This is a genomic window from Bradyrhizobium sp. C9, from assembly GCF_002532045.1.
In the GTDB taxonomy this organism is placed as follows: Bacteria; Pseudomonadota; Alphaproteobacteria; order Rhizobiales; family Xanthobacteraceae; genus Bradyrhizobium.
The window spans coordinates 25,248-47,001 of sequence record NZ_NWTG01000042.1; the positions used below are offsets into that span (position 1 = coordinate 25,248).

Here is a 21,754-nt window from a genome sequence, read left to right on the forward strand (position 1 = left end):
CGATGCGGAAAGTGAATGGATCGATCGGTTCGGCCTTGGTCAGTTCAACTGGGCCAGTTCGACTTCGGTCAGTTCGATTTGGCATTCTCGGCCGATGTCGCCGGTGCGTTGCCGGGCACGCCGGAAGCGGCATCGGGCGCGACCGCGGGCCGTGCGGCGCCGCCGGTGAAGCGCTCGATCACCGAACGCACCGCGTCGCGGGTCTTGCGATCCTTCACCGCGTCGAGCAGCGGGGCGGATGCCGGCGAGCGGCGGATCAGGCTTTCCGGATCGGGGAAGATCAGCGGATCGTCCCACGGGCCTTGAATCACGAACGGCAGATCGAACGCGGTGCCGCCGGCCGCCGCCGAGGTCAGGCTGGCGACGCCCTTGAGATCGTACTCACGCGACGGCACCGAGGCGGTGCCGGTCAGCGTGATCTTCGCCGCCGGGCTCACGACATGGATGTCGTCGGCGGTCGCGACTCCGTCGGAGAATTTCACCGAGACACTGAGATTGTCATAGGGTGTCGAGCCGGAGCGGAAATTGCCGCCGCCGGACAGCGGCCGCTTCTCCAGCCGCCGCAGCAATTGCTCGACATTGAAGCCGGCGATCGCGCCGTCGTGGCCGTTCAGCGTCGCGGTGCCGTCCAGCGACGACGCGAGCCCGAACGGGCTCGAGCCGGAGGCCGTCAGCGAGACGTTGAGGTTGCCCCGGCCGGACAGCTTGTTGATGCCGAACAATTCGCTGGCGCAGGCCTGCAGATCGACATCGGTGAACTGGAATTGCGCCCTGACGTCGGCGACCGCATCCGAGCGCGCGATCGCGAACGAGCCCTTGGCGATGCCGCCATACATCTGCGCCTCGCCGACGCTGAGCGCGAGCGCGCCGCCGCGCAGATTGGCGCCGAACGCGGTGCGGCCGAGCTTGGACGGACCAACCGTCACCTTGGCGGCCGACAGGCGCATGTCGAGATCGGTCGACGACAGCGAGGAGAGGTCGAACAGCTGCCTGTTCCAGTCGCGCTGGCCGCTGGCCAAGAGGCGGAAGGTCGAGATGTAGGGCGTGAAATCGAGATTGCCGGCGGCAAGCGTCGCCTGCAGCGTCTGCCGGCCGTTATTGGCGTAGGTCATCACGCCCTCGGCGACATTGCCGTCGAGCTCGACATTGACATTGGTGAGCGCGACCGAGCCGCCGACCACATTGGCGCGGGCCTTCAGCGCGAAACGGCCGAAGCCGCCACCGCCGCCGGGCGGCGCCTGTCCCATCCAGCGCAGCGCGTTGCGCAGCGACGGTGAGTCCATGGTGGCGGTGCCTTCCATCATCAGGCTGGTGCGGTTGGCGACGGTTCCGTCGAACGCAACCTTGAGCGGTGCGCTGGCCAGCCGCGCCTTGAGGCCGGAACGGTCGCCCGACAGCAGCGCGACGAAATCGCTGGCGCTGATCGAGCCGTCGACGCGCTCGCCGCGCCAGTCGAACTGGCCGGTTGCGGCAAACGAGCGCGAGATCGAGGGCCAGGCCAGCGACAGGTCGATGTCGCCGAGCTGCTCGGAGATATTGTTGGTGCCATCCTGGTAATTCAGCTCGCCGTCCTGGATCCGGATTTCGGAGAACGACACCTGGTTCTCGGCGCCGGGCGTCATCGTCCTGGCGATGGTCTCGACGAACGGGGTCCAGTTGCTCTCGCCGGCGCTGTCGCGGACCACACGGATATGCGGACGGAGCATCATGACGTCGGCAATCTCGAACCGCCGCAGCAACAGCGGCAGCAGACGCAGATTGGCGGTCAGCACATCGACCTGCAGGGCAGGACCGATGGTATCGGCGCCCTTCAGCCCGACATTATGGAAGGAGACATAGCTGCCCGGAAACACCGAAACATCGATCGGGCCGTTGACGACGAGCTCGAGCCCGGTCACGGCGCGAATCTGTGCTTCCACCGCGCTCCGCAGCGCGTCCCGGTTGAGGAACCACGACGTTCCGACCAGCCCGACGAGCGCCAGGCCGAAAAGCGCCGCGATCGGCATCCCCAGGCGCTTAATTCCTTGGGCCATCGTCAATGACATATCCGGGTCGGGTTGAGTTTTGTCGGGTCGTCGTCGGACACAGCGGGCTCGCTCCGGAGGCCCCTGCCAACCCACGCAACTTGAAGGGTTTTCTTGACGCTTTCAAGGCCATGTTGATGTGGCAGGCCGCCGCCCGTCGCCGCACCGGGGCCGTGATTGACGCATTGCGAAGATTTCGCCTAATAATCCGCTGGACAGAGCCGTTCCGCGCCCTCCATCAGGTATTCATTGCATGAACAAGGTTTATCCCGACGCCAAATCGGCACTCGATGGTCTCCTCAAGGACGGCATGATGATCATGTCGGGCGGCTTCGGCCTCTGCGGCATCGCCGAGACCCTGTCGGACGCGATTCGCGAATCCGGCGTCAAGGGCCTCACGGTCGTCTCCAATAATGCCGGCGTCGATGGCATCGGCCTCAGCCGGCTGCTGGAAACGCGCCAGATCAAGAAGATGATCTCGTCCTATGTCGGCGAGAACAAGCTGTTCGCCCAGCAATATCTCGCCGGCGAGCTCGAGCTCGAGTTCAACCCGCAGGGCACGCTGGCCGAGCGCATCCGCGCCGGCGGCGCCGGCATCCCGGCCTTCTACACCAAGACCGGCGTCGGCACGCTGATCGCCGAGGGCAAGGAAGTGAAGGAATTCGACGGCGAGAAGTACATCATGGAGCGCGGCCTGTTCGCCGACGTCGCCATCGTGCACGCCTGGAAGGGCGACACCGCCGGCAACCTGGTCTACCGCAAGACCGCGCGCAACTTTAACCCGATGATGGCGACCGCCGCGAAGGTCACCGTTGCCGAGGTCGAGCATCTGGTGCCGGCCGGCGAGATCGACCCGGACCACATCCACACCCCCGGCATCTTCGTCAAACGCATCATCGAGGTCGGGACCGGCAAGAAGCGGATCGAGTTCCGCAACACCCGCCCGCGGCCCGCCGCTTAAATCACACCTCTTCAGGAGAGCCTCATGGCCTGGACCCGTGAACAGATGGCCGCCCGCGCCGCCAAGGAATTGCGCGACGGCTATTACGTCAATCTCGGCATCGGCATCCCGACGCTGGTCTCGAACTACATTCCCGATGGCGTCGACGTGAACCTGCAGAGCGAGAACGGCATGCTCGGCATGGGCCCGTTCCCCTATGAGGACGAGGTGGACGCCGACCTCATCAACGCCGGCAAGCAGACCGTGAGCGAATTGCCCTCGACCAGCTATTTTTCCTCGGCCGATTCCTTCGGCATGGTGCGCGGCGGCCATATCGACCTGTCGATCCTCGGCGCCATGCAGGTGGCGCAGAACGGCGACCTCGCCAACTGGATGATTCCCGGCAAGATGGTGAAGGGCATGGGCGGCGCCATGGACCTCGTCGCCGGCGTCAAGCGCGTCGTCGTCGTGATGGAGCATTCCGCCAAGGACGGCGCGAAGCTGCTCAAGCAGTGCAACCTGCCGCTGACCGGTGAGCGCGTGGTCGATATGGTCGTCACCGATTTGGCGGTGTTCACCATCGACAAGCACGGCAAGGACGGCATGGCGCTGATCGAGCTCGCCGACGGCGTCACGCTCGACGAGGTCAAGGCCAAGACCGAAGCGGAATTCCGCGTCGCGCTGAAGAACACCTGAGATGATTGGTGCGGGACGATCCTCGATCCGTCCCGCACGATCCGACGACGCCGGCTTCATCGCCCGCGTCGTGCTGGCCGCGCAGCGCGGCCCGTTGCCGCGCGGCTGGTTCGACATCGCGCTCGACCGGCCGGAGGGCGAGTGTCTCGCGTTCATGACGCGGCTCGCCGTGGCGCGGGTGCGCTCATGGTACCATGTCGCCCATTTCCTGATCGCTGAGGTCGACGGCGTGCCGGCTGCCGCGCTGTGCGCCATGCCCGCATCCGGAACGGTCGTCGCCGCACGCGCGGCGATCGAGGAGGTCGCGGCCGAGACCGGCGCGGATGCCGACGGCATCGTCGCACGCGGCGGCTATGCCCGCAATTGCTGGGTTCAGGGCGGCGAGGGCGACTGGCTGATCGAGCACGTCGCAAACCTCGGATCCTATCGCGGCGGCGGTCTGGTGCAGGCCCTGATCGCCCGTGCGCTCGCCGACGGCAAGGCTGCCGGCTATTCGCGGGCATCGATCTCGTTCGTGATCGGCAACCACGCGGCCGAGCGCTGCTACACCAAGGCCGGCTTTGCCTTCGCCGAGGAGAAGCGCGACGCGGCCTTCGAAGCCCTGACCGGCGCGCCGGGCTTTCGCAGATTTGCGCGGGGGATGTGAGGGGCGGCAGGCGCCGCATTCACTCCCGTCGTCCCGGCGAAGGCCGGGACCCATAACCACCGCATTCCGTGATGAACGGGATAGCGGCCCCAGCGACGCGCAACAACAGCATTTGGGGTAATGGGTCCCGGCCTTCGCCGGGACGACAGCGAATGTGTTGCGCTGCCGGTGAATCAGACATCCCATCCTCACGACATGAGTTGCCGTCGAGCAGTCACACAGCGCGTGACATTCGGCAACCGCTTGCCCGCTCCCGCCCGCGATGGCAGAATTGCCCCATCTTGTGCAAGATCGGACACGGCCATGCCACTCACCCGGATTTGGGTCTATGACGGCATTCTCGCTTCGGGCGTTGCGGGCATCGTCGATGTCTTCACTGCCGCCAATTCGGTGGCGGCGAAGCGGCCGCTGCGTCACAACGGCAAGCCGTCCCAGCTGCGCTGGCGCGTCGAGTCACTCGATGGCCGGCCGGTGCAGACCGCGTCCGGCCAGGTCGTCGGCGTCGATGGACCGATCAGCGCGCGGTCGGCGGCGGATGCGGTGGTGATCCCCGGACCGTTCGTCGGCGATATTGAGCGCTTCTTCGCCCGGCTCGAGACGGTCGAGCCGCTGCTCACCGCGCTGCGGCGGCAACATGAGCGCGGCACGCTGCTGGCGTCCTATTGCACCGGCAGCTTCATCCTCGCCGAGGCCGGCCTGCTCGACGGCCGGGTCGCGACCACCCATTGGGCGAACGGGCGGACATTCGCGATGCGCTATCCGGCGGTGGATCTGCGTGTCGCCGAGATCCTCACCGAGCAGAATCGGATCGTCTGCTCGGGCGCGGTGACCACCTCGCTCAATCTTGCGCTCCGGCTGGTCGAGAAGTTCGCCGGCACTGAGGTGGCCGCCGAGACCGGCAAGCTGATGCTGATCGACGGCAATCGCGTCTCGCAGGCGCCCTATGCCGGCCGCACGCACGACGCCCAGCATTCCGATGCGCTGGTGGCGCGGGCGCAAAGCCTGATGGAGAAGTCGCTGCAACGCGGCTTCAGCCTCGCCAGGCTGGCCCGCGACCTTTCGGTCAGCGAACGCACCTTGAACCGCCGCTTCAAGCTCGCGGTCGGCGAGGCGCCGCTGCAATATCTGCAGGCGCTGCGCGTCGACGTGGCCAAGCGGCTGATCGAATCCAGGCGGCTGAGGCTCGACGCGGTCAGCGCGCGCGTCGGCTACACCGATCTGTCGACCTTTCGCCGCCTGTTCAAGCGCGAAACCGGGCTTTCGCCTCGCGAATACCAGCGCCGGTTTGCGCGTGTCACCGCGCGCATGGCGCCTGCAAGCTGACGCCGTGTCTGAATCTGCCCTGAGAATGGCGATACTGCCACTGCTGCCGGAAACGTCTCGCGCATAAACCTCCTGTTGCAACAACAGGAGGTTTCTCAAATGCCGATGATCGACGTCACAATTCCCGAAGGAGCCCTGAAGCCGGCCGCGGAAGCGCGGCTGATCAAGGAGCTCGGCGATATCCTGATCGGTCACGAGGGGTTCGACCCGGCAAGCAAGGTTGCGCAAAGCGTCACCGTCGTGTTCCTGCATCGGCCGGCCGCGGTCTATGTGGCGGGCGAACCGTCGCCGTCGCCGCGCTATCGCATCGTCCCGACGGTGCCCGAGGGGCAGTACACCGAAGCCTCGCGCGCGGCTTTGGTGAAGGACGTGACCGCTGCCGTGGTCCGCGCCGACGGCGGGTCGTACGAGGACGTGGCGCCGCAGGTATGGGTGTTTCCGACCGAGATACCGGATGGCCAGTGGGGTAGCCGCGGCGTCATTCGTCTGCTGCCGGACATTCAGGCCTTCATCGCCGGCGAGCATGAACGCAAGGTCGGCGAAGAGCGCCTTGCACGGCGGCGGCGCGTCAAGGCGCTCGAACTGCTGGGTGGCGCGATCGATGCGGCGCGACGCGGCGTCGATTAGGCCGCGTACTCATAAATCGACTGCATCAATCGACGTCCGCTGTTCCCGACAGCGACGCAAAAGCGGTCGTTGCCTGACCTCCGAGATGGGCCATCGGCGAATTAATGCAGGTCGTCCCACTCGATTACCTCTTCGGCGCGAGCCCGGGTTTTGCCGGATCGTAAATGAACCAGCACTCCTTCTTCTTCTGGAGCTCAACGTCCTTCAGATAACAATTCTCAATTTCGATGCCGTCGCCCTCGCAGAAGGCACTCCGCCTTCCGCATTTGCTTCCGGCCTTGTCCATGTCCTCGGGGCAAGCGCAGGGACCTTTCTCTTCATGATATCGCTGTGCTGTCATGGACTGCGCCGCGACAAATGTCGGAACGGCGATAGAGGCTGCGAAGGTGAGAAGAGTCAGCGTTCGCATGACGGGCACCTCCTCCTTGGGGCGTCGGCTATCACCACCGTGGTCCGCGTCGACGCCCCACATGTCGATCGCCTACTCTAGCGCCGCAGATCTATCGGTTGGAAGCCGAGACGTCATCAGACCACCGCGACGTCAGCGACCTTGCCTTGGTCCAGTTCGCTTCTATGGCTCCGCGCCAATCCGTCCACGCCCTGATTGCACGGCAGCGGGCAAAGCAGCGTCATCCGTGATGACGCTCACGCCGTCGGTTGCGATGCGCGCAACTCTGGAAGCGATTTAATCGCGATTGGCGTGTCGCGTCAGTCCAAACGCGTGTCGCAATAGTCCAAATGTTCGAACGCAAGTGACGCCAATCAAAGACATTTTGGTGTTTCGTCGCAAGCGCGCCGCACGTGCATCGCATCGGCAATCCGGCCAACAAAAAACAAAATCCGGATCGAATGAGGGCGCGGTTGCGGCAAGGCGCGGATGATCTCACGATGTGCCGCGCCGTCGCAGCCGTCTTTGCCCTCCGATTGTCTCCATCATCGAGGATCGATCCGTGATTAAGGTTTTTCGCCGCTCGTTCGTTGCCGGCCTGCTGTCGCTTGGCCTGGCGTTGCTGTCACCTCATGGCGCCCAGGCGCAGGCGCAAGGGCAGGGGACGGACACCATCCTCGTGCTCGATGCATCCGGCTCGATGTGGGGCCTGGTCGACGGGCAGAGCAAGATCTCCGCCGCGCGACAGGCGGTCGATGCGATCCTGTCGAAATGGAATCCCGCCGATCGTCTCGGCGTGATGGTCTACGGCCATCGCTCGAAGGGTGACTGCAAGGACATCGAGCTGATGGTGCCGGTCAGCAAGTTCGATCCGGCGAGGATCAAGGCTGCGATCGATGGCATCAACCCGAAGGGCAAGACGCCGATCTCGGACTCGCTGCGTGCTGCCGCCGAGGCGCTGCACTCGACCGAGAACAAGGCCAATGTGATCCTGGTGTCCGACGGCATCGAGACCTGCGCGCCGGATCCGTGCGCGGCCGCGGCCGAGTTGAAGAAGGCCGGCATCGGCTTCACCGCGCACGTGATCGGCCTCGACGTCGCCGATCCCGCGGCGAAGAGCCAGCTGCAATGCATCGCGCGCGCGACCGGCGGCGTCTATCTCGATGCCGGCAACGCCGCGAGCCTCACCGGCGCACTGACCAAGGCGGTGGCGGCGACGCAAGGCACCAAGGTCGCAAGCGAGGCGCCGCCGAAGCCGGCGGCCGCCGATCCCTATCTCGGCAAGAACCTTCGTGGCGTGGCGCGGCTCGCCGAAGGGCTCGATCCGATCAGCGACGAGGACGTCAACTGGGGCGTCTACAAGCGCGCCGGAGGCGAGAAGGGCGAGCACGTCAACACCTTCTACGGTGCGCCGTTCGCCGACAACATCGCGCCCGGCGATTACATCGTGGAAGTGAGCTACCGGCAGCTCAAGCGCGAGTTTCCGCTCAAGGTTGAGAACGGCAAGCCGACGACGCTCGACGTCATCCTCGATGCCGGCTACGTCACCAGCGAGGGCTCGGTTGCGGGCGGGGCTGCCAAGGTGGACGACGTGGTCTGGCAGGTCACTGACAAGGGCGGCAGACTGGTCGCGCAGGAGTATGACGCGGTGCCACGCTTCGTGCTCGCGGCGGGCAATTACACGCTGACCCTGACCAAGGGGCAGTCGAAGACCAGCAAGCCGTTCGCGGTCGCCGCGGGCGACTCCAGCAATGTCCAGCTCACCCTCGACGTCGGCAAGCTGATCGTCACCACCACCTATGCCGAGGGCGGCCCCAAGGTCGAGAAGGACCTCGTGGTTGCCGTGCACCAGCCGGCGAAGGCCGACGGTGACGAGGGCGAAAAGGTCGCGCAGGAATACGACGCCGAATCGAAGTTCGATCTGCCCGGCGGCAGCTACGAGGTGATGGTGACGGTTGGCGAGGCCAAGGGCACGGCGCACGCGGAGGTGAAGTCCGGCGCTCCGACCCGGATCACCGTCAACCTCAACGCCGGCGTGGTCGGGATCAAGGCCGACGGCGCCCAGGAGATCGACATCTACGGCGCCGAGCGCGACATCAATGACGAGCGCAAGCGCGTCTCGGTGAGCTACGAGGCGACCACCAACGTCGCGCTCAGCGCCGGCGACTATGTCGCGGTCGCGACCTATGCCGACGGCCAGAAGGCGGAAAAGCCGTTCTCGATCGCCGCCGGCAAGCGCCAGACGCTGGAGATCAAGCAATAAGGCGGCTGGATCGTTCGGGCGGCGGAAACAGTGCACCTCTCCCGCTCGCGGGGGAGGTCGCATCTCATCGAAGATGAGATGCGGGTGGGGGCTCTCTCCACACCGGGACTCGCGGAGAGAGCCTCCACCCCGACCCTCCCCCGCAAGCGGGAGAGGGAGCCCTTCGGCCGCTCCGTCCCTGACGCACGGCCTGCCGACAATTTGGGCAGACCGCCCGGCTAATCCCGTTCACGTCGGCCGCATCTCCGCCTAGTCTGACTGCAGACGGAGATGAAACAGCATGCGAGCGATCCTTGAGCACTGCACCGGCGGCAACAGGCGCAGCCTGCCGGCCGGCACGGAGTTCATCGAGGAGGGCGGCAAGACAGGTCATCTGTTCGTGCTGCTCGAGGGCAAGGTCGAGGTCGTGAAGGGCGACAGTCTGGTCGCGGTGATCGACGAGCCCGGCGCGGTGTTCGGCGAGATGAGCGTTCTGCTCGACAAGCCGCACAGCGCGAAGGTACGCGCGGCATCCGATTGCGTCCTCTATGAATTCGACGATGCGGCGTCGTTCCTGCGGGAGCAGCCTGCGGTGGCGCTGCTGATCGCACAGCTGCTGGCGCAACGGCTGCACGTTGCCACGACCTATCTGGCCGACCTGATGCACCAATATTCCGATCACGGCACCCATCTGGCGATGGTCAGTGAAGTGCTGCAGAGCATGATCAACCTGCCGCCGATGCAGGTCGCGCCAGGCTCGGATCGGCAATCTGATCCAAGGATGTGAGCCAGTCCGGCGCCTCGCTGAGCGGCGTTGCCGGCCGATGCAGGGGCGCGTCGAGATCGACGATCTGCGCGTCGCCGGCGGCGAGCCAGAAAGCCTTCTCCTGGGTGAGATCGAGCACGATGTAGACCGGCGGCCTGCCGGGCTGCAGCCCGGTATTGAACACCCAGGTGGTCCCGATCCGGTCGAACCACGAGCCGTTCGGGATGAAGGGCGATTGATGCACATGGCCCGAGATCACCATCGCCGGATGGTGACGCTCGATCCAGTGCAACAGCTCGACGTCGCCGAAGAAGCGCTTGCCGCCCCAGCTGATCGGCGAATCCGCCGGCGGCGCATGATGCACCCAGACCCAGCGGCGATGCGGGATGGCGGCTGCCCCGCGCAGCTGGGCGTCGATCCGCGCCTTGACCAGCGGGCCGTCCCACCACGGGCACACCGTGAACAGCGTGTCGCCGATGGTCAGATTGTCGCCGTCGCAGGCGATGCCGAACTCCCTGACGGCAGCGACCCATCGCGCGACCTTCTCGCCCTCCGCGTTGCGCTCGTCGAGGTCATGATTGCCCGAGCAGAAGATCACGCGCGTGAGGCCGGCGAGCCGCGCGAGGTATTTCGTGACGACGACGATCTGGGCGCGGAAGTCCACCGCCGAGCCGAGGTTGAGCGCGTCGCCGGCGAAGATCACGAGATCGAATTGCGGCGCGGCCGCCAGCAGCCAGTCGAACTGCGGCAATGAATAATGCAAGTCGGCGACGACGAGGCAGCGCATCCGCCAGATCCAGATGCCCGGGAAAGCGGGCTGGGTTCGCAAGACAATGAATTTCAAACAATCGGAATTGCAGCAAGATCTATGCCGTGCCGCACGGGGCAAGCGCGACAGATTCTCGCAGTGCGCAGATATGCGCCGCTCGAACGACGTGAGGCGAGCACACCAGTCAGGCTCCCTCTCCCACGCAACCGGGGTTTACCCCGGTTGCGCATCATTGATTTGCGCAAGTCGGGCAGGCCCGACTTGCGACGGGAGAGGGGTGGCCCCGGGAGGGATGATTGAGATGAGTGTCGGTCTTACAATCTCGGCCGCGTGGTGTTGGCCGTTAGGTCGAGAGGGCACGCCGTGTGGCACCCCTCTCCCCAACCCTCCCCCGCAAGGGGGGAGGGAGCCGGCGCGCCGGCGCGTCCCTTACATCGAGCAACGCGCACCTGCTTGCGCGACGCTCCTCAAGCCCTCGCCGCAGCATGCGAGAACACGATCTCGATCAGCGTGCCGGTGCGGCCGCCGGTGCGGATCTGGAATTTGGCGCGATTGGCCTCGACCAGCGCCTTGGTCAGCGACAGGCTGACGCCGCCCGAGCCGGCCTGATCTGACGGCGTCGGCGCGCGGAACGGCTCCAGTGCGGCGGCGACCTCGTTGTCGTTGAGGCTCTGGCCGGTGTCGCGCACGCGCAGCATCACCTCGCCGAAATCCGACAGCGCGGTCGAGACGATCACCTGGCCGCCGGCATTGGCGAGATGGATCGAGTTGCCGATCAGGTTCAGCGTGATCTGGCGCAGCGCGCGGGCGTCGGCGACGACAGGCGGCAGCGTGTGCGCGAGCGAGGTGCGGATGATGATGCGCTCGCGGTTGGCCTGCGGCTGCATCACGGCAACGCAGCTCTCCACCATCTCGTTGAGGTTCTGGCTGGTGAAGGCGAGGTCGAGCTTACCGGTCTCGATCCGCGACAGGTCGAGCAGGTCGTTGACGATCGCGATCACCCGCTCGCCGGAGGCGCGGATGTCCTTCATGTATTCGACATAGCGCTCGTTGCCGAGCGCGCCGAAGCGCTCTGATATCATCACCTCGGCAAAGCCGATGATGGCGTTGAGCGGCGTGCGCAGCTCATGGCTGATCCGCGCCAGCATGTCGGATTTGCCGTTGGCGGCGCGCTCAGTGAGCCGCCGCGCCTCGCGCAACTCGCCCTCGCTCTTTTTCGCCTGCGAGAGATCGCGGAACACGGCGAAGAAATTAGGCCCGTCGGCGCGGGTGCGGCCCATCGTCACCGAGAGCGGGATGATGCCGCCCTGGCGGACGCGGCCGAGCGTCTCGCGGCCGTGGTCGAGCAGGCTGGCAACGCCGGCCGATTTCACGCTGGTGAGATAGTCGAAGATGCCGTGCTGGCTTTCGGGCGCGAACAGGTCGGCGAGATTGCGCGTGACGAACTCGTCGCCATCATAGCCGAACAGCGCCTCCGCGCTGCGGTTGCAGGAATGGATGTTGCCCTCGGCATCGAACATGATGATGCCTTCGGCCGCGGTGTCGAGGATCGCACCTAACTCCTCGGCGTCGGCGTGGCCGGCCTGCGGCGGTAGCGGCGCAAGCACCGGCTCGGCGGCAGCAACGGGCTCCGGATCGGGCGCAGGATCGGAGAGCGCGGCCGCGACCGCGGCGTCTTCGTCCAGCGTGCGCGAGAAGATCAGCGCCAGCGCGGAATCGTCATCCCAGCTGATGGTGTGCAGCCGCGCCTCCGCGGACACCGACTGCGCGCCGTCGTCCGCGTTCTGGTTCGCGGAGATCGTCACCGGCGTACCGGTGCCTGACGTGCTGCTCGCCTGCGAGACGCCGGGCTCGACATAGAGCGCATCGAGCCCGCCGGCGGCTTCCAGCGCGTGCAGGCTGTCATAGCCCATGCGGGCGAGGAAGGCGTGGTTGGCATAGAGCAGGCGGTCGAGCCGGTAGATCAGGATGCCGACCGGCAGCAAATCGAGCAGCGCGCGGTCGCGGCGGGACTCTCCGCGTGGTGCAGGTTCGCTCGCGGCGAGCCAACCGGCCTTTGGCGCCTCGGCCGGCGTCTCCGGTTGCGCGATCGCTTCCTGCTGCTGCGGCGCCTCCGCCTCCGGTTCGCTGGCGGGCGGCGCTTCGGCTACCGCCTCCGTGGCGGCGCGCTCGTTGGTCGTCGCGGTGAGGCCGGCCTCGCTTTCGAGCCGCGCCGACAATTGGCGCGCGAGCTCGTTGAAGGCGTTGTTCTCGACCGGCGTCAGCGACGGCGGCCGGTTGTCGCCGGCAAGACGGAACTGCACCACATTCTGCGGCGGGTCGTGACGCACGTCGTGCGTTTCCCCCTGCGTTCCTCCTTGCGTTTCTTGCGGCGTTTCCACGGCGTGGTCCGGATCGGCTTGGTGTGAAGTCTCTGCTGCGCTCGGCTCGGTCAATTCCTCGGGTGGTGCTGCGGTCGGGTCGGGCGGCGGAGCAACATCATGTGGTGCGGCGGGCCCGGGCGGCGCAGCGGTGCGCGGCGCAGGCGCGACATCGGCCGACAGCGATCGCGGCGCGATCGAGCCGCTGAAGAACTCATAGCGGCGCAAAGCGGCGAGTCGCGCAAGCCCGTCGAGGTCGCGACACACACCAAAGCCGCGGTAGCCGGCGAAATTCCGGGAGCGATCGAACACCGGCAGGCCGGACAATTCGACCGGCAGCCGGCCGCCGCCGTCGACCGGCCAGTGCAGCGTGATGCTGCTCCAGGTGTCGCGGCTGGCGAACGCCTTGAGGACGCGGCCCTCCGGATCGAGGCCAAAACTCTCGGCGATGTCGCTCCAGAGGCGGCCGAAGCCGGCCGCGGTGTGCAGGCCGATCAGGCGGGTGAACTCGTCGGAGCCGAGCGAGAAGCGCGCCTCATGGTCCATCTGCCACATGAAGCGCAGCGGATGGCGCCGTACCGGCAACGGCTCGTCGAGCCAGGATGGCGGTGGCACGGGCGCGAGCGTCGCGGGTGCTGGCTCGGCGGCAGGCGGCGCAGCCGCGATCGCATAAGGCGAGGGCACGCCACCGGCCGGTGGCGCCGATGTTTCCGAAGCGGGCGCGTGTGCGGTCTCTTCGAGATCGGGAGTAGGTTCAGCTGCGGGCGCTTCGACCTGTGGCGCAGCGGGCACCTCGATCAGCGCTTCCGATAGCGGTTCCTCGACCGCGGCAGTTTCGTCGGGCGTGGTGTCGAGAGATGAGGTCTTGAGCGGTGCTGGCACGTCGTGCGCGAGTTCTGCCGATGCGAGCGGTGGAGCAAGGTGCGCAGGTGCTTCGATCTGCGTCACTGCAGGCACCTCGATCAGCGCTTCCGATAACGGCTCCTCGACGGCGGCAGTTTCGTCCGGCGTGGTGTCGAATGCGACAGGCGCGACGGGCGCAGTCTCGGCGTGCATCTCTTCTGGCGCGGGAGCTGGAGCAACGCCCGCAGGTTCGGATTCAGTCACGCTGACAATCGGCTCGGCTGCGGCTTGTTCTTCCGCAGGCGGATCCAGCGCATCGAACAGCGTGAAGGTGGCCGGCGCTTCGCTTGCCGGCGTGGCGGCTTCGGCAAGCGCCGTTGGCGGTTCGACGGCGGCGGGTGCCGATGGTGGCTCGACTGCTGCTGCGTCTTGCTGCGCTGCTGCCGCTACCGGTGCTTCCGGTGCAGCCGTCTCCGGCTCAACCGGTTGAGGCACGATCGGCGCTGCAGGTTTGGCGGCGAGATGCGCCGCCGGCTTGATCAGCGCGATCAGCGCGCGATCGGCGCCGTGGCCGATCCGCTGCAGCACGACGCGGCCGATCGCGACGCTCGCCGCCGCGCGGCCCTGCGCCAGCGCCTCGTTGCGCGCGGCATCGAGGCCGGCTTCGCTGAGATCGTGCAGGCCGGGCAGCGAACGTGCCGCCTCGCTGGTTGCGAGCAAAAGTCCGTCGCCGTTGAAGGCGGCCGCCGGCCGCGGCAAGCCTTGCACCAGCCGCAGCAAGCGCTCGGCGAGCGGCATGTTGCGGCCGATCGCATTGAGCGAGGTCATCAGGATGCCGTGGCTGCCGTCGGATAGCTCGATCCGCCTGCAGCCGCAGGTCGCGAGCATGCCGGGCGCCGCGCCGAAACCGCGCAGCCGCTCCAGCCGCATTGCGCCGCCGGCGTCGAGGCTGGGACCGAGCCGCGCAACCTGGCGGCGATGCGGATCGGCCGGGCCGAAGGCGCGCTTCGCCAGCTCGGCGCCATTGGCGGCACCGAATACCTGCGCGCCGACCGGATTGGCCCACAGAATCCGTGCGCCGTCGGCCGACCACAGCCATGCCGGCAGGGCGCCCGACGCATGGTCCGCCAGCCGCACATCGCCGAGCGCCAGGATCTGGAATTCCGCGTCACTCATCACGCAAGATTTGACCGCATCGTTTGGCTTCTTCCTTAAGCTGCCGGCGCGCCGGCGGTCGCAGGACGACAGCCTTAACAGAAGGTTAGTATCGCAACTGGGGGGCGGCAGGTCCATGTCCGCGGCCAGGGTGCCCCGGCTTAAGCCGGGATAACGTTAACTTGGTTGAACGATCCACAGCCGTTTGACGTTGTCGGGCGGAGAGAGGCGGCTGCGACAGCGTGTTGCGGAACCGGCGGCGCCGTCACACCTGCGATTGCAGTGCCACGATATATTCTGCCGTCCATTCTACCCGGGGCCCGCAGGGCCAACCCGGCAGGCCGATCACCAAGCAAGGGAGAGCGACCATGAGCGACAACGGGCGTGACCATTTCGAGATCCCCAAATTCGAGATCCCCAAGGATATGCGGTCGATGGCGGAAGCGAGCTTCGACCAGGCGCGCAAGGCTTTCGAGCAGTTCGTGACCAATGCGCGGGACACCGCCGGCAAGATCGAGGAGCGCAACGCCACGGTGCGCGCCGGCGCCAAGGAGCTGTCCGCCAAGGCGCTCGGCTACGCGGAGAAGAACGTGCAGTCGTCGCTGGACTACGCCCAGTCGCTGCTCAAGGCCAAGGACCTCAGCGAGGTGATGCGGCTGCACAGCGAGTATGTGCAGGGCCAGATGCGCTCGCTCGCCGAACAGGCCAGCGAAATGGGCCAGGCGGTCAGCCGCGCCGCGATGGATGCGGTCAAGCCCAAGAGCTGAAGCGCTGACGAACTGTGGCAGGCCAACCCCGGTCGGGCGCGGTAATCCCATATTCCGTCGCATAAAAAATGTGGCGTTGCACGCGATCTTACGTTGCGTTGCACAAAATTGACATGATATGGGTGTTTATTAGGCGCGCCCGACGAAGGGCACTCCCGTGAATCAAGGCAGCGTGATCCATTCAACGTTCCCGGCCCTTGTGTCTCCGGGACGTCCGCAATGGTCACATCTACTCACCCGTTGCGAAGGATTACACGTATGACCAACCCGTCCGATCCGTTCTCCGCCTCGATCATCCCGTTCGAAGTTCCCGAGCAGGTGCGTGCGTTCGCCGAAAAGGGCGTGCTGCAGGCCCGCGACAGCTACGCCAAGTTCAAGGACGCTGCCGAGACCCACAATTCGACCGTCGAGGCCGTGTTCACCTCGATGAACAAGGGCGCCACCGCCTATTCGGCCAAGCTGATCGAGTTCTTCAAGGCCAACACCACCTCCTCGCTCGACTTCGCCCAGGAGCTGTTCAGCGTGAAGTCGCCGACCGAAGCGGTCGAGCTGTGGACCTCGCACGCCCGCAAGCAGTTCGAGACCTACACTGCGCAGGCCAAGGAACTGGCCGAGCTCGGCCAGAAGGTCGCCAGCGAGACCGCCGAGCCGATCAAGGCCGGCGCCTCGAAGTTCTACCAGCAACCGGCCGCCTGATCGCGGTCTGCACGACTTAGCGAAAGGCCCGGGCCGATCGCGGTCCGGGCCTTTTTGCTGGACGGGGGCCGTGGATTGGCCCGAGATAAGAGCGGAAATCAGCGCGTTACGGCCTTGCCAAAGGCGGGCGTTGCACCTAGTTTCCGCCGAAATCGCCGCCCCCCTTTTTGCGGGGCCGTGCGTCAGGATGCAGTTGTAGCTCAGTTGGTTAGAGCGCCTGTCTGTGGAACAGGAGGTCGGTGGTTCGAGCCCACCCAACTGTACCAACGAAATCAGCGCCTAGTGTTGGCTGAAGTAGCCTGCTACCGCCATGCTTGCAGGCACCTACGCCATTACGACCAAATCGCGAAATGCAGGTGACCCTCGGTCAATAGCAACCGGTGGTTTTCGTGGCATCGACAGCCCTATGCGAGGATCGCTTGACCGCCGAATGGATCGGTGGCGGCCTGACTGTTTGACCGTGGAATTCGTGTTCCTCGCTGCTTCTTGTCACGCAGGGTGACGTACATCATCGCGGTCATTAAGGCGTCGTTGAACGCGTCATGTTGAGGAAGCGAAGGGATTTCGAGATCTGCGAGAATTGCGGAGAACGACAGATCGATCGAGATGTTTGGGGGGGCATCGCCGTACTTCCGCTCGTAGTAGAGGCTGGAGATCTCGATGCGCGGATTTGGCAATTCGATTCCAATAAACGGAAGAATATATTTGTCCAGCATCGCGATGTCGAAATCGACGTAGTACCCGACTAGCGGCCGCCCGCCGACGAAATGCAGGAAGTCGGGCAGCAACTTCCGGATCGGGGCCTGATGCTCAACGTCGACCTGACGTAGACGGTGTATCTTGATCGCATCCGTTCGCATGCTTGCATCGGGGCGTACGAACCCCTCGAAGCGCTCACTTGTCAGAATGCGGTTGCCTCTGATTTTGATGGCGCCGATGCTGATGATGTCGTCGGTGCGTACGTTTAGCCCCGTGGTCTCGCAATCGATGGCGACAACTTCGTCCTCGGGACCGCGCTTGAACATGAATCGATATGACTGGTCGCCGATCGAAGCTTGGTGAAACAGGCGTTTGATCGCGCGCGGAATCACGTCAGAAGACACCGAGATTGAAGTGATGGCGAATGAACTCGCGGAACTTCTTGACGACGTGGAATGCGTCACGCAGCAGGTCGCGCTCCATGCTCGACAATGATGATGGTCGTACCAGCGTGCCTGTGGCGCCAGCTGACTCCGCCAGTTGACCGTCGAGCCGCAGCATCAGCATGAAATTGAAAGCTTGATGAAGTTCGCGGGCGAATTCGGCGTGCAAGACGCCCATCTCGCGTAGACGGCCGATGCGCTTGTCAGTCGCGGTTTCCATCAACCCATGCTCGAGAGCAAGGCTGCGAACGCCATGCACAATCGGAAATAGACCGCCTTTCTTCAGATCGATGGCGTCGCCATTGCCCGCAGAGGTGATCAAGTTCTTGAAGAGGCCAATCGGCGTCGCGAAGAGGTCTACGGCCCGCGCGAAATGCGCGAGGAACGCCTGTTCGCCGCGTGCCGTCTCGATCAGCGTCGTCTTCGCTTCGGCCAGGAGCGTCGCGTCGCCGGCAACGCACCGTGCGTCGAAAAGTATGGCGACGTTCAGATGAGCGGCATCGTCCGGCAATGTGAGCCAATAGCGTATGTCGGCGATGTAGTCGGCCAGTGGTTTGGACCATGCTGGATTGTTCACCATCACGTGTCCGGGGCAGGGAGGAAAGCCAAAGTCGGACAGCGCGCCGGAGAATGCAGCGCGAAACTTATCAAGCTCCGCTTGTTCGATTGCCTCTAACAGAATGAGGCCGTTGTCTTGATCCGTACGGGCGGTCTGCTCGCCCCGGCCCTCGCTTCCCATGACCATCAGGCACCCGCCCGCGCGAATCTCAGCCGGTGCCACGAGATCGAACAATCTGGAAAACAGACGCTGGTTCAAATCGGAGACGATTTCGCCGATCAGCTCGACGCCGATCCCTTGGCGCCGCAGGGTCCGCACCTGGGCCGCTGTTTGGCGAGCGGCGGCCGCCAGGTCGTCTTGGTTCGCAGCGCGCTCAATACGTCCGGCGATGACCTGAGCGCTACCGGCGAGGAAGCCCAGGACATCGATGTCCTCCAGGATGCCGACGAAACGTTCGTCGTCGCGAATGGCCACGCGGCGCTTATTGAGCTTGGTCATGAGCACGAGCGCTGACGACACGAAATCGTCGGGCCGCAGTGTGACCAGATCGAAGTGCGCCAGATTGCGAACGGATGTTTGAATAGATTGGCGGCGTAACACAACGGCTTTTGACAGGTTCATGCCCGTGATGATGCCGGTCCGTTGGCCGTCGCGCACAAACAATGCGTTGCTGTTGATCTCTTGCATCTTGCGGCCTGCCGTTTCCACGGTGTCGTCGGCTTCGACGAAGGCGGCAGGGTGCAGAAAAAGCTCGGAAATGCGAGCGCGCATCATTGATCCGTGTCGCTGCTCATCCTGGTCCTTGACGAACTCATCCAGTTTACGCGCGATATCGTGGTAGAAGAACGAGGCAAATCTCGGATTATTCTGGATCAGGTCGAGCACCGTAGATCGCGGAGCGGAGTAGCATAGCGTTTCGTCGCGGGCGCGGAAGGCGTGTCCGCTTTTGCCGTGCACGAGGGCGCGGCTGTCGAAGCTGTCCTTCGGGCCGAGCAGGGCCAGCAGATCGGTCCCGTCGCGCTCCTCTATCGTGCCTTTGATGACGACGAAGAGGGCCTGCGAGGCGCTGCCTTGGTCGATGACCGGTTCGCCGGGTCGAAAGTAGACGACGTCCAGCGCCGCACGAAGCGTCTCCACTTCATGCGGCGTCAGACGATCGAACGGCGGATTAGCAGCATCAAATGCCTTGGGCATTCGCCATTGTGCCTATTTTCCACGTGCGGAAGGTTCAGTGACTGGTGGCGCTTGCTGCTCCGATGCCAGTCTGGCTCCGCACGAATTGCGCGTCGAAGCCGTCGCGGTCCTTGCCCGCACGCGCGCTACGGTCCAGGACCGAGATCAGCCAGATGGACACGAATGCGATTGTCATCGAGAACAGAGCAGGGTTGTCCAGTTTGATGGGGGCCGATCCCTTTGCAAAGCCGAGCGTCACCTCCCATACCGCCGGCGACAGAATGACGCCGACGACAGCGCTGATCAGGCCGAGCAGGCCACCAATCAAGGCGCCTCTCGTGGTAAGGTTCTTCCAGAAGATCGACATCACCAGCACCGGGAAGTTGCAGGACGCTGCGATGGCGAAGGCAAGGCCGACCATGAAGGCGACGTTTTGGTTTTCGAAGATAATACCAAGTATGATCGCGAGCACACCCAGGAACAGAGTCGCGATCTTCGAGACACGAACTTCATCCTGTTCATTGGCATGTCCGCCCTTGATTACCATGGCGTAGATATCGTGGCTGATGGAGGACGCTCCCGCGAGCGCCAAGCCCGATACGACGGCCAGGATCGTGGCAAAGGCGACGGCCGAAATGAAGCCGAGGAACAGGTTGCCGCCTACTGCGTCGGCCAGATGGATCGCGGCCATGTTCGACCCGCCCCTTATCGCGGCGATTCCGCTTTTGGTCTTCTCGAGAATCCCTGCGTCGAGGAACGCCAGATCGGTCGAGACGAGCGTGATGGCGCCGAATCCGATGATGAAGGTCAAGATGTAGAAATATCCAATGAAGCCTGTTGCATAGAATACCGACTTGCGTGCGGCCTGCGCGTCTTTCACCGTGAAGAAGCGCATGAGGATGTGAGGCAGACCGGCGGTGCCGAACATAAGGGCCAAGCCGAGCGAAATGGCCGAGAGCGGATTTGAGATCAGGCTGCCGGGCTCCATGATTGCGAGCTTCTTGGGGTGTACTTCGGTTGCCTTGGCGAACAGCGCTTCCGGGCTGAACCCGAATTTGTAAAGCACGGCGCCTGCCATGAATGTCGCGCCGAACAGCAACAGCACAGCCTTGATGATTTGCACCCAGGTCGTGGCTTTCATGCCGCCAAAGGTCACGTAGACCATCATAAGGCCACCCACCAGGATGACGGCAATCCAATAGTCCAGGCCGAAAAGCAGTTGGATCAGCTTGCCGGCGCCGACCATCTGCGCGATCAGATAGAAAGCGACAGTCACCAGCGAGCCGCACGCGGCCAGGATGCGTATCCGCGTCTGGCCGAGCCGGAATGAAGCGACGTCGGCGAACGTGAACTTGCCGAGATTGCGGAGCTGCTCGGCAATCAGGAATGTGACGACAGGCCATCCAACAAGCCAACCTACCGAGTAGATCAGGCCATCATACCCTGAGGTGTAAACAAGACCTGAGATACCCAGGAACGATGCTGCCGACATGTAGTCGCCGGCGATCGCAAGCCCGTTCTGGCCAGCCGAGATGCCTCCACCTGCCGAGTAGAAATCCGCGGCCGATACCGTCCGTTTCGATGCCCAGTAGGTTATCACAAGCGTCAGAGATACGAACCCGATGAACATGCCAATAGCGGACCAGTTGACCGCTTGCTTGGTGCCGCCGTCGATCGTCCCGGCCGCAAGTGCGACCGAAGGAATGCAAATGAACAGCGTCACCAACAGGTGGGGTATCTTTTTCATTGGCGGCGCGCTCCAACAATCTTGCGGATCAGAGGGTCGTATTTTGAGTTCGCCTTGCTGACGTAGATGCCCGTCAGCAGGAATGCCGAAACGATGACCAACAGTCCGATCGGAATGCCAATGGTTGTGACGCCTGTCCCCATCGGTGTGCCAAGGAAGTGTGGCGCGTAGGCGACGAGCAGGATGAAACCGAAATATACGATCAGCATGATCGCCGATAGCGTCCAGCCCAGCGACGAACGCCGGCGAACCAGTTCTTGATAGTTCGGGTCCTGCTCAATTTTTTCGTAAGTGCTCAATGTTTGGGTTCCCTCAGAAATGAGTGGAAGAACGTTTAGCCGCGCAGAGCGGCGTTCAATTCCAGCGTATTCAACGTCAGGCATGTACGGGCGTGAGGCGGGCGGACTCACAACAGTCGCTGTTGAAGCAATGTGAATATGTACGATCGAAGAAGAGGGATCTTGATGCAGATCAAAATGTCGCGTGTGCGCACTGATCTGCCGGCCTCGAGCGCGAAGACATCTCTGGTGCGGTGTCTGGAAAGCAAACTGCGGAGGGTGATTCTTGATGGAGATCAACCCGGCATCGATCATATGACCATATATGGCGAACGAGTGGGGAGTTGGACAAGCAACCAGTTGGCCGCGTGCGGACCGCATGACCTCCGAGAAGAGAGAGCCAGCTTCCCTGGTGTTGTTGGTAATGGTGTCACACAGAAGACAATCTCGGAGGAATTCCCATGGATGCGAAGTCCGTGAATGCTGGTTCGCCGGAAGCGAGCTATGACGTGCCGGCCGACTGGGCCAAGCGCGCTTATGTCAACGACGCCAAATACCGCGAGATGTATGCGCACTCGGTCAAGGACCCCAACGGCTTCTGGGGCGAGCACGG

General features: G+C 64.3%; 17 protein-coding genes and 1 tRNA gene. 10 read left to right on the forward strand and 8 right to left on the reverse strand.

Features of this window, described 5'->3' with window-relative positions; translation table 11 throughout:
* Nucleotides 1-68: 68 nt before the first annotated feature.
* Nucleotides 69-2,033, reverse strand: coding sequence for an AsmA family protein (locus CO675_RS38475; protein WP_245453086.1), 1,965 nt, complete (start codon nucleotides 2,031-2,033; stop codon nucleotides 69-71).
* A gap of 244 nt (nucleotides 2,034-2,277) precedes the next feature.
* On the opposite strand from CO675_RS38475, the gene CO675_RS38480 reads away from it, so the two are divergent.
* The 5 genes from CO675_RS38480 to CO675_RS38500 all read left to right on the forward strand — a co-directional run bounded on the left by CO675_RS38480 (nucleotide 2,278) and on the right by CO675_RS38500 (nucleotide 6,256).
* Entirely contained in the window at nucleotides 2,278-2,985 is a 708-nt protein-coding gene (locus CO675_RS38480; RefSeq protein WP_028336014.1) for a CoA transferase subunit A, read from the forward strand.
* 24 nt (nucleotides 2,986-3,009) lie between these two features.
* A complete protein-coding gene (locus CO675_RS38485) occupies nucleotides 3,010-3,660 on the forward strand; it encodes a 3-oxoacid CoA-transferase subunit B (RefSeq protein ID WP_097677082.1) in 651 nt (216 codons plus the stop codon).
* 1 nt (nucleotide 3,661) lies between these two features.
* On the forward strand, nucleotides 3,662-4,306 hold the full coding sequence (locus CO675_RS38490; protein ID WP_097677083.1) for a GNAT family N-acetyltransferase: 645 nt from the start codon (nucleotides 3,662-3,664) through the stop codon (nucleotides 4,304-4,306).
* 303 nt (nucleotides 4,307-4,609) lie between these two features.
* Complete coding sequence (locus CO675_RS38495; protein WP_097677084.1) at nucleotides 4,610-5,629, forward strand: GlxA family transcriptional regulator; 1,020 nt, start codon at nucleotides 4,610-4,612, stop codon at nucleotides 5,627-5,629.
* A 99-nt stretch (nucleotides 5,630-5,728) separates the two neighbouring features.
* Entirely contained in the window at nucleotides 5,729-6,256 is a 528-nt protein-coding gene (locus CO675_RS38500; RefSeq protein WP_097677085.1) for a tautomerase family protein, read from the forward strand.
* A 124-nt stretch (nucleotides 6,257-6,380) separates the two neighbouring features.
* Here CO675_RS38500 and CO675_RS38505 read toward each other — a convergent pair whose 3' ends face one another.
* A complete protein-coding gene (locus tag CO675_RS38505; protein WP_097677086.1) occupies nucleotides 6,381-6,728 on the reverse strand; it encodes a hypothetical protein in 348 nt (115 codons plus the stop codon).
* A gap of 478 nt (nucleotides 6,729-7,206) precedes the next feature.
* Between CO675_RS38505 and CO675_RS38510 the strand changes: the two genes are divergently transcribed.
* Nucleotides 7,207-8,907 (forward strand): vWA domain-containing protein, encoded by a 1,701-nt coding sequence (locus CO675_RS38510; RefSeq protein ID WP_097677087.1) that lies wholly within the window; start codon nucleotides 7,207-7,209, stop codon nucleotides 8,905-8,907.
* Nucleotides 8,908-9,187: 280 nt separating this feature from the next.
* Nucleotides 9,188-9,673: a Crp/Fnr family transcriptional regulator gene (locus tag CO675_RS38515; protein ID WP_097677088.1), complete on the forward strand. Its 486-nt coding sequence runs from the start codon at nucleotides 9,188-9,190 to the stop codon at nucleotides 9,671-9,673.
* Here the strand turns inward: CO675_RS38515 and CO675_RS38520 are convergent.
* Together CO675_RS38520 and CO675_RS38525 are read right to left on the reverse strand one after the other, a co-directional pair.
* Nucleotides 9,612-10,439, reverse strand: coding sequence for a metallophosphoesterase family protein (locus CO675_RS38520; protein ID WP_097677097.1), 828 nt, complete (start codon nucleotides 10,437-10,439; stop codon nucleotides 9,612-9,614). The genes CO675_RS38515 and CO675_RS38520 overlap by 62 nt on opposite strands.
* 449 nt (nucleotides 10,440-10,888) lie before the next feature.
* Nucleotides 10,889-14,800, reverse strand: coding sequence for a PAS domain-containing protein (locus tag CO675_RS38525; RefSeq protein ID WP_097677089.1), 3,912 nt, complete (start codon nucleotides 14,798-14,800; stop codon nucleotides 10,889-10,891).
* A 347-nt stretch (nucleotides 14,801-15,147) separates the two neighbouring features.
* On the opposite strand from CO675_RS38525, the gene CO675_RS38530 reads away from it, so the two are divergent.
* The 3 genes from CO675_RS38530 to CO675_RS38540 all read left to right on the forward strand — a co-directional run bounded on the left by CO675_RS38530 (nucleotide 15,148) and on the right by CO675_RS38540 (nucleotide 16,508).
* Entirely contained in the window at nucleotides 15,148-15,546 is a 399-nt protein-coding gene (locus tag CO675_RS38530; protein ID WP_097677090.1) for a phasin family protein, read from the forward strand.
* Nucleotides 15,547-15,804: 258 nt separating this feature from the next.
* Nucleotides 15,805-16,242, forward strand: a complete 438-nt coding sequence (locus CO675_RS38535; protein ID WP_097677091.1) for a phasin — start codon at nucleotides 15,805-15,807, stop codon at nucleotides 16,240-16,242.
* 189 nt (nucleotides 16,243-16,431) lie between these two features.
* Nucleotides 16,432-16,508: transfer RNA gene (locus CO675_RS38540), tRNA-His, on the forward strand.
* 138 nt (nucleotides 16,509-16,646) lie between these two features.
* Here CO675_RS38540 and CO675_RS38545 read toward each other — a convergent pair.
* From CO675_RS38545 to CO675_RS38560, 4 genes are read right to left on the reverse strand one after another with little or no spacing between them, the layout of a single operon-like run.
* Nucleotides 16,647-17,333 (reverse strand): 3'-5' exonuclease, encoded by a 687-nt coding sequence (locus tag CO675_RS38545; RefSeq protein WP_097677092.1) that lies wholly within the window; start codon nucleotides 17,331-17,333, stop codon nucleotides 16,647-16,649.
* A 1-nt stretch (nucleotide 17,334) separates the two neighbouring features.
* Nucleotides 17,335-19,137 (reverse strand): putative nucleotidyltransferase substrate binding domain-containing protein, encoded by a 1,803-nt coding sequence (locus tag CO675_RS38550; RefSeq protein ID WP_245453087.1) that lies wholly within the window; start codon nucleotides 19,135-19,137, stop codon nucleotides 17,335-17,337.
* Between the two features lie 34 nt (nucleotides 19,138-19,171).
* Nucleotides 19,172-20,863 carry a cation acetate symporter gene (locus CO675_RS38555; RefSeq protein WP_097677093.1) on the reverse strand — a complete coding sequence of 564 codons (1,692 nt, stop codon included), beginning with the start codon at nucleotides 20,861-20,863 and terminating at the stop codon, nucleotides 19,172-19,174.
* On the reverse strand, nucleotides 20,860-21,162 hold the full coding sequence (locus CO675_RS38560; RefSeq protein WP_097677094.1) for a DUF485 domain-containing protein: 303 nt from the start codon (nucleotides 21,160-21,162) through the stop codon (nucleotides 20,860-20,862). Before CO675_RS38560 ends, CO675_RS38555 begins: the two co-directional genes overlap by 4 nt.
* Nucleotides 21,163-21,754 lie beyond the last annotated feature (592 nt).

Bases quoted from the DNA above. Each gene is read 5' to 3' on its own strand.
- CO675_RS38530 (WP_097677090.1), top strand. From the start codon at position 15,148: ATGAGCGACAACGGGCGTGACCATTTCGAGATCCCCAAATTCGAGATC.
- CO675_RS38495 (WP_097677084.1), top strand. From the start codon at position 4,610: ATGCCACTCACCCGGATTTGGGTCTATGACGGCATTCTCGCTTCGGGC.
- CO675_RS38485 (WP_097677082.1), top strand. From the start codon at position 3,010: ATGGCCTGGACCCGTGAACAGATGGCCGCCCGCGCCGCCAAGGAATTG.
- CO675_RS38500 (WP_097677085.1), top strand. From the start codon at position 5,729: ATGCCGATGATCGACGTCACAATTCCCGAAGGAGCCCTGAAGCCGGCC.
- CO675_RS38550 (WP_245453087.1), bottom strand. From the start codon at position 19,137: ATGCCCAAGGCATTTGATGCTGCTAATCCGCCGTTCGATCGTCTGACG.
- CO675_RS38555 (WP_097677093.1), bottom strand. From the start codon at position 20,863: ATGAAAAAGATACCCCACCTGTTGGTGACGCTGTTCATTTGCATTCCT.
- CO675_RS38525 (WP_097677089.1), bottom strand. From the start codon at position 14,800: ATGAGTGACGCGGAATTCCAGATCCTGGCGCTCGGCGATGTGCGGCTG.
- CO675_RS38520 (WP_097677097.1), bottom strand. From the start codon at position 10,439: ATGCGCTGCCTCGTCGTCGCCGACTTGCATTATTCATTGCCGCAGTTC.
- CO675_RS38505 (WP_097677086.1), bottom strand. From the start codon at position 6,728: ATGTGGGGCGTCGACGCGGACCACGGTGGTGATAGCCGACGCCCCAAG.
- CO675_RS38475 (WP_245453086.1), bottom strand. From the start codon at position 2,033: ATGGCCCAAGGAATTAAGCGCCTGGGGATGCCGATCGCGGCGCTTTTC.
- CO675_RS38515 (WP_097677088.1), top strand. From the start codon at position 9,188: ATGCGAGCGATCCTTGAGCACTGCACCGGCGGCAACAGGCGCAGCCTG.
- CO675_RS38490 (WP_097677083.1), top strand. From the start codon at position 3,662: ATGATTGGTGCGGGACGATCCTCGATCCGTCCCGCACGATCCGACGAC.
- CO675_RS38535 (WP_097677091.1), top strand. From the start codon at position 15,805: ATGACCAACCCGTCCGATCCGTTCTCCGCCTCGATCATCCCGTTCGAA.
- CO675_RS38480 (WP_028336014.1), top strand. From the start codon at position 2,278: ATGAACAAGGTTTATCCCGACGCCAAATCGGCACTCGATGGTCTCCTC.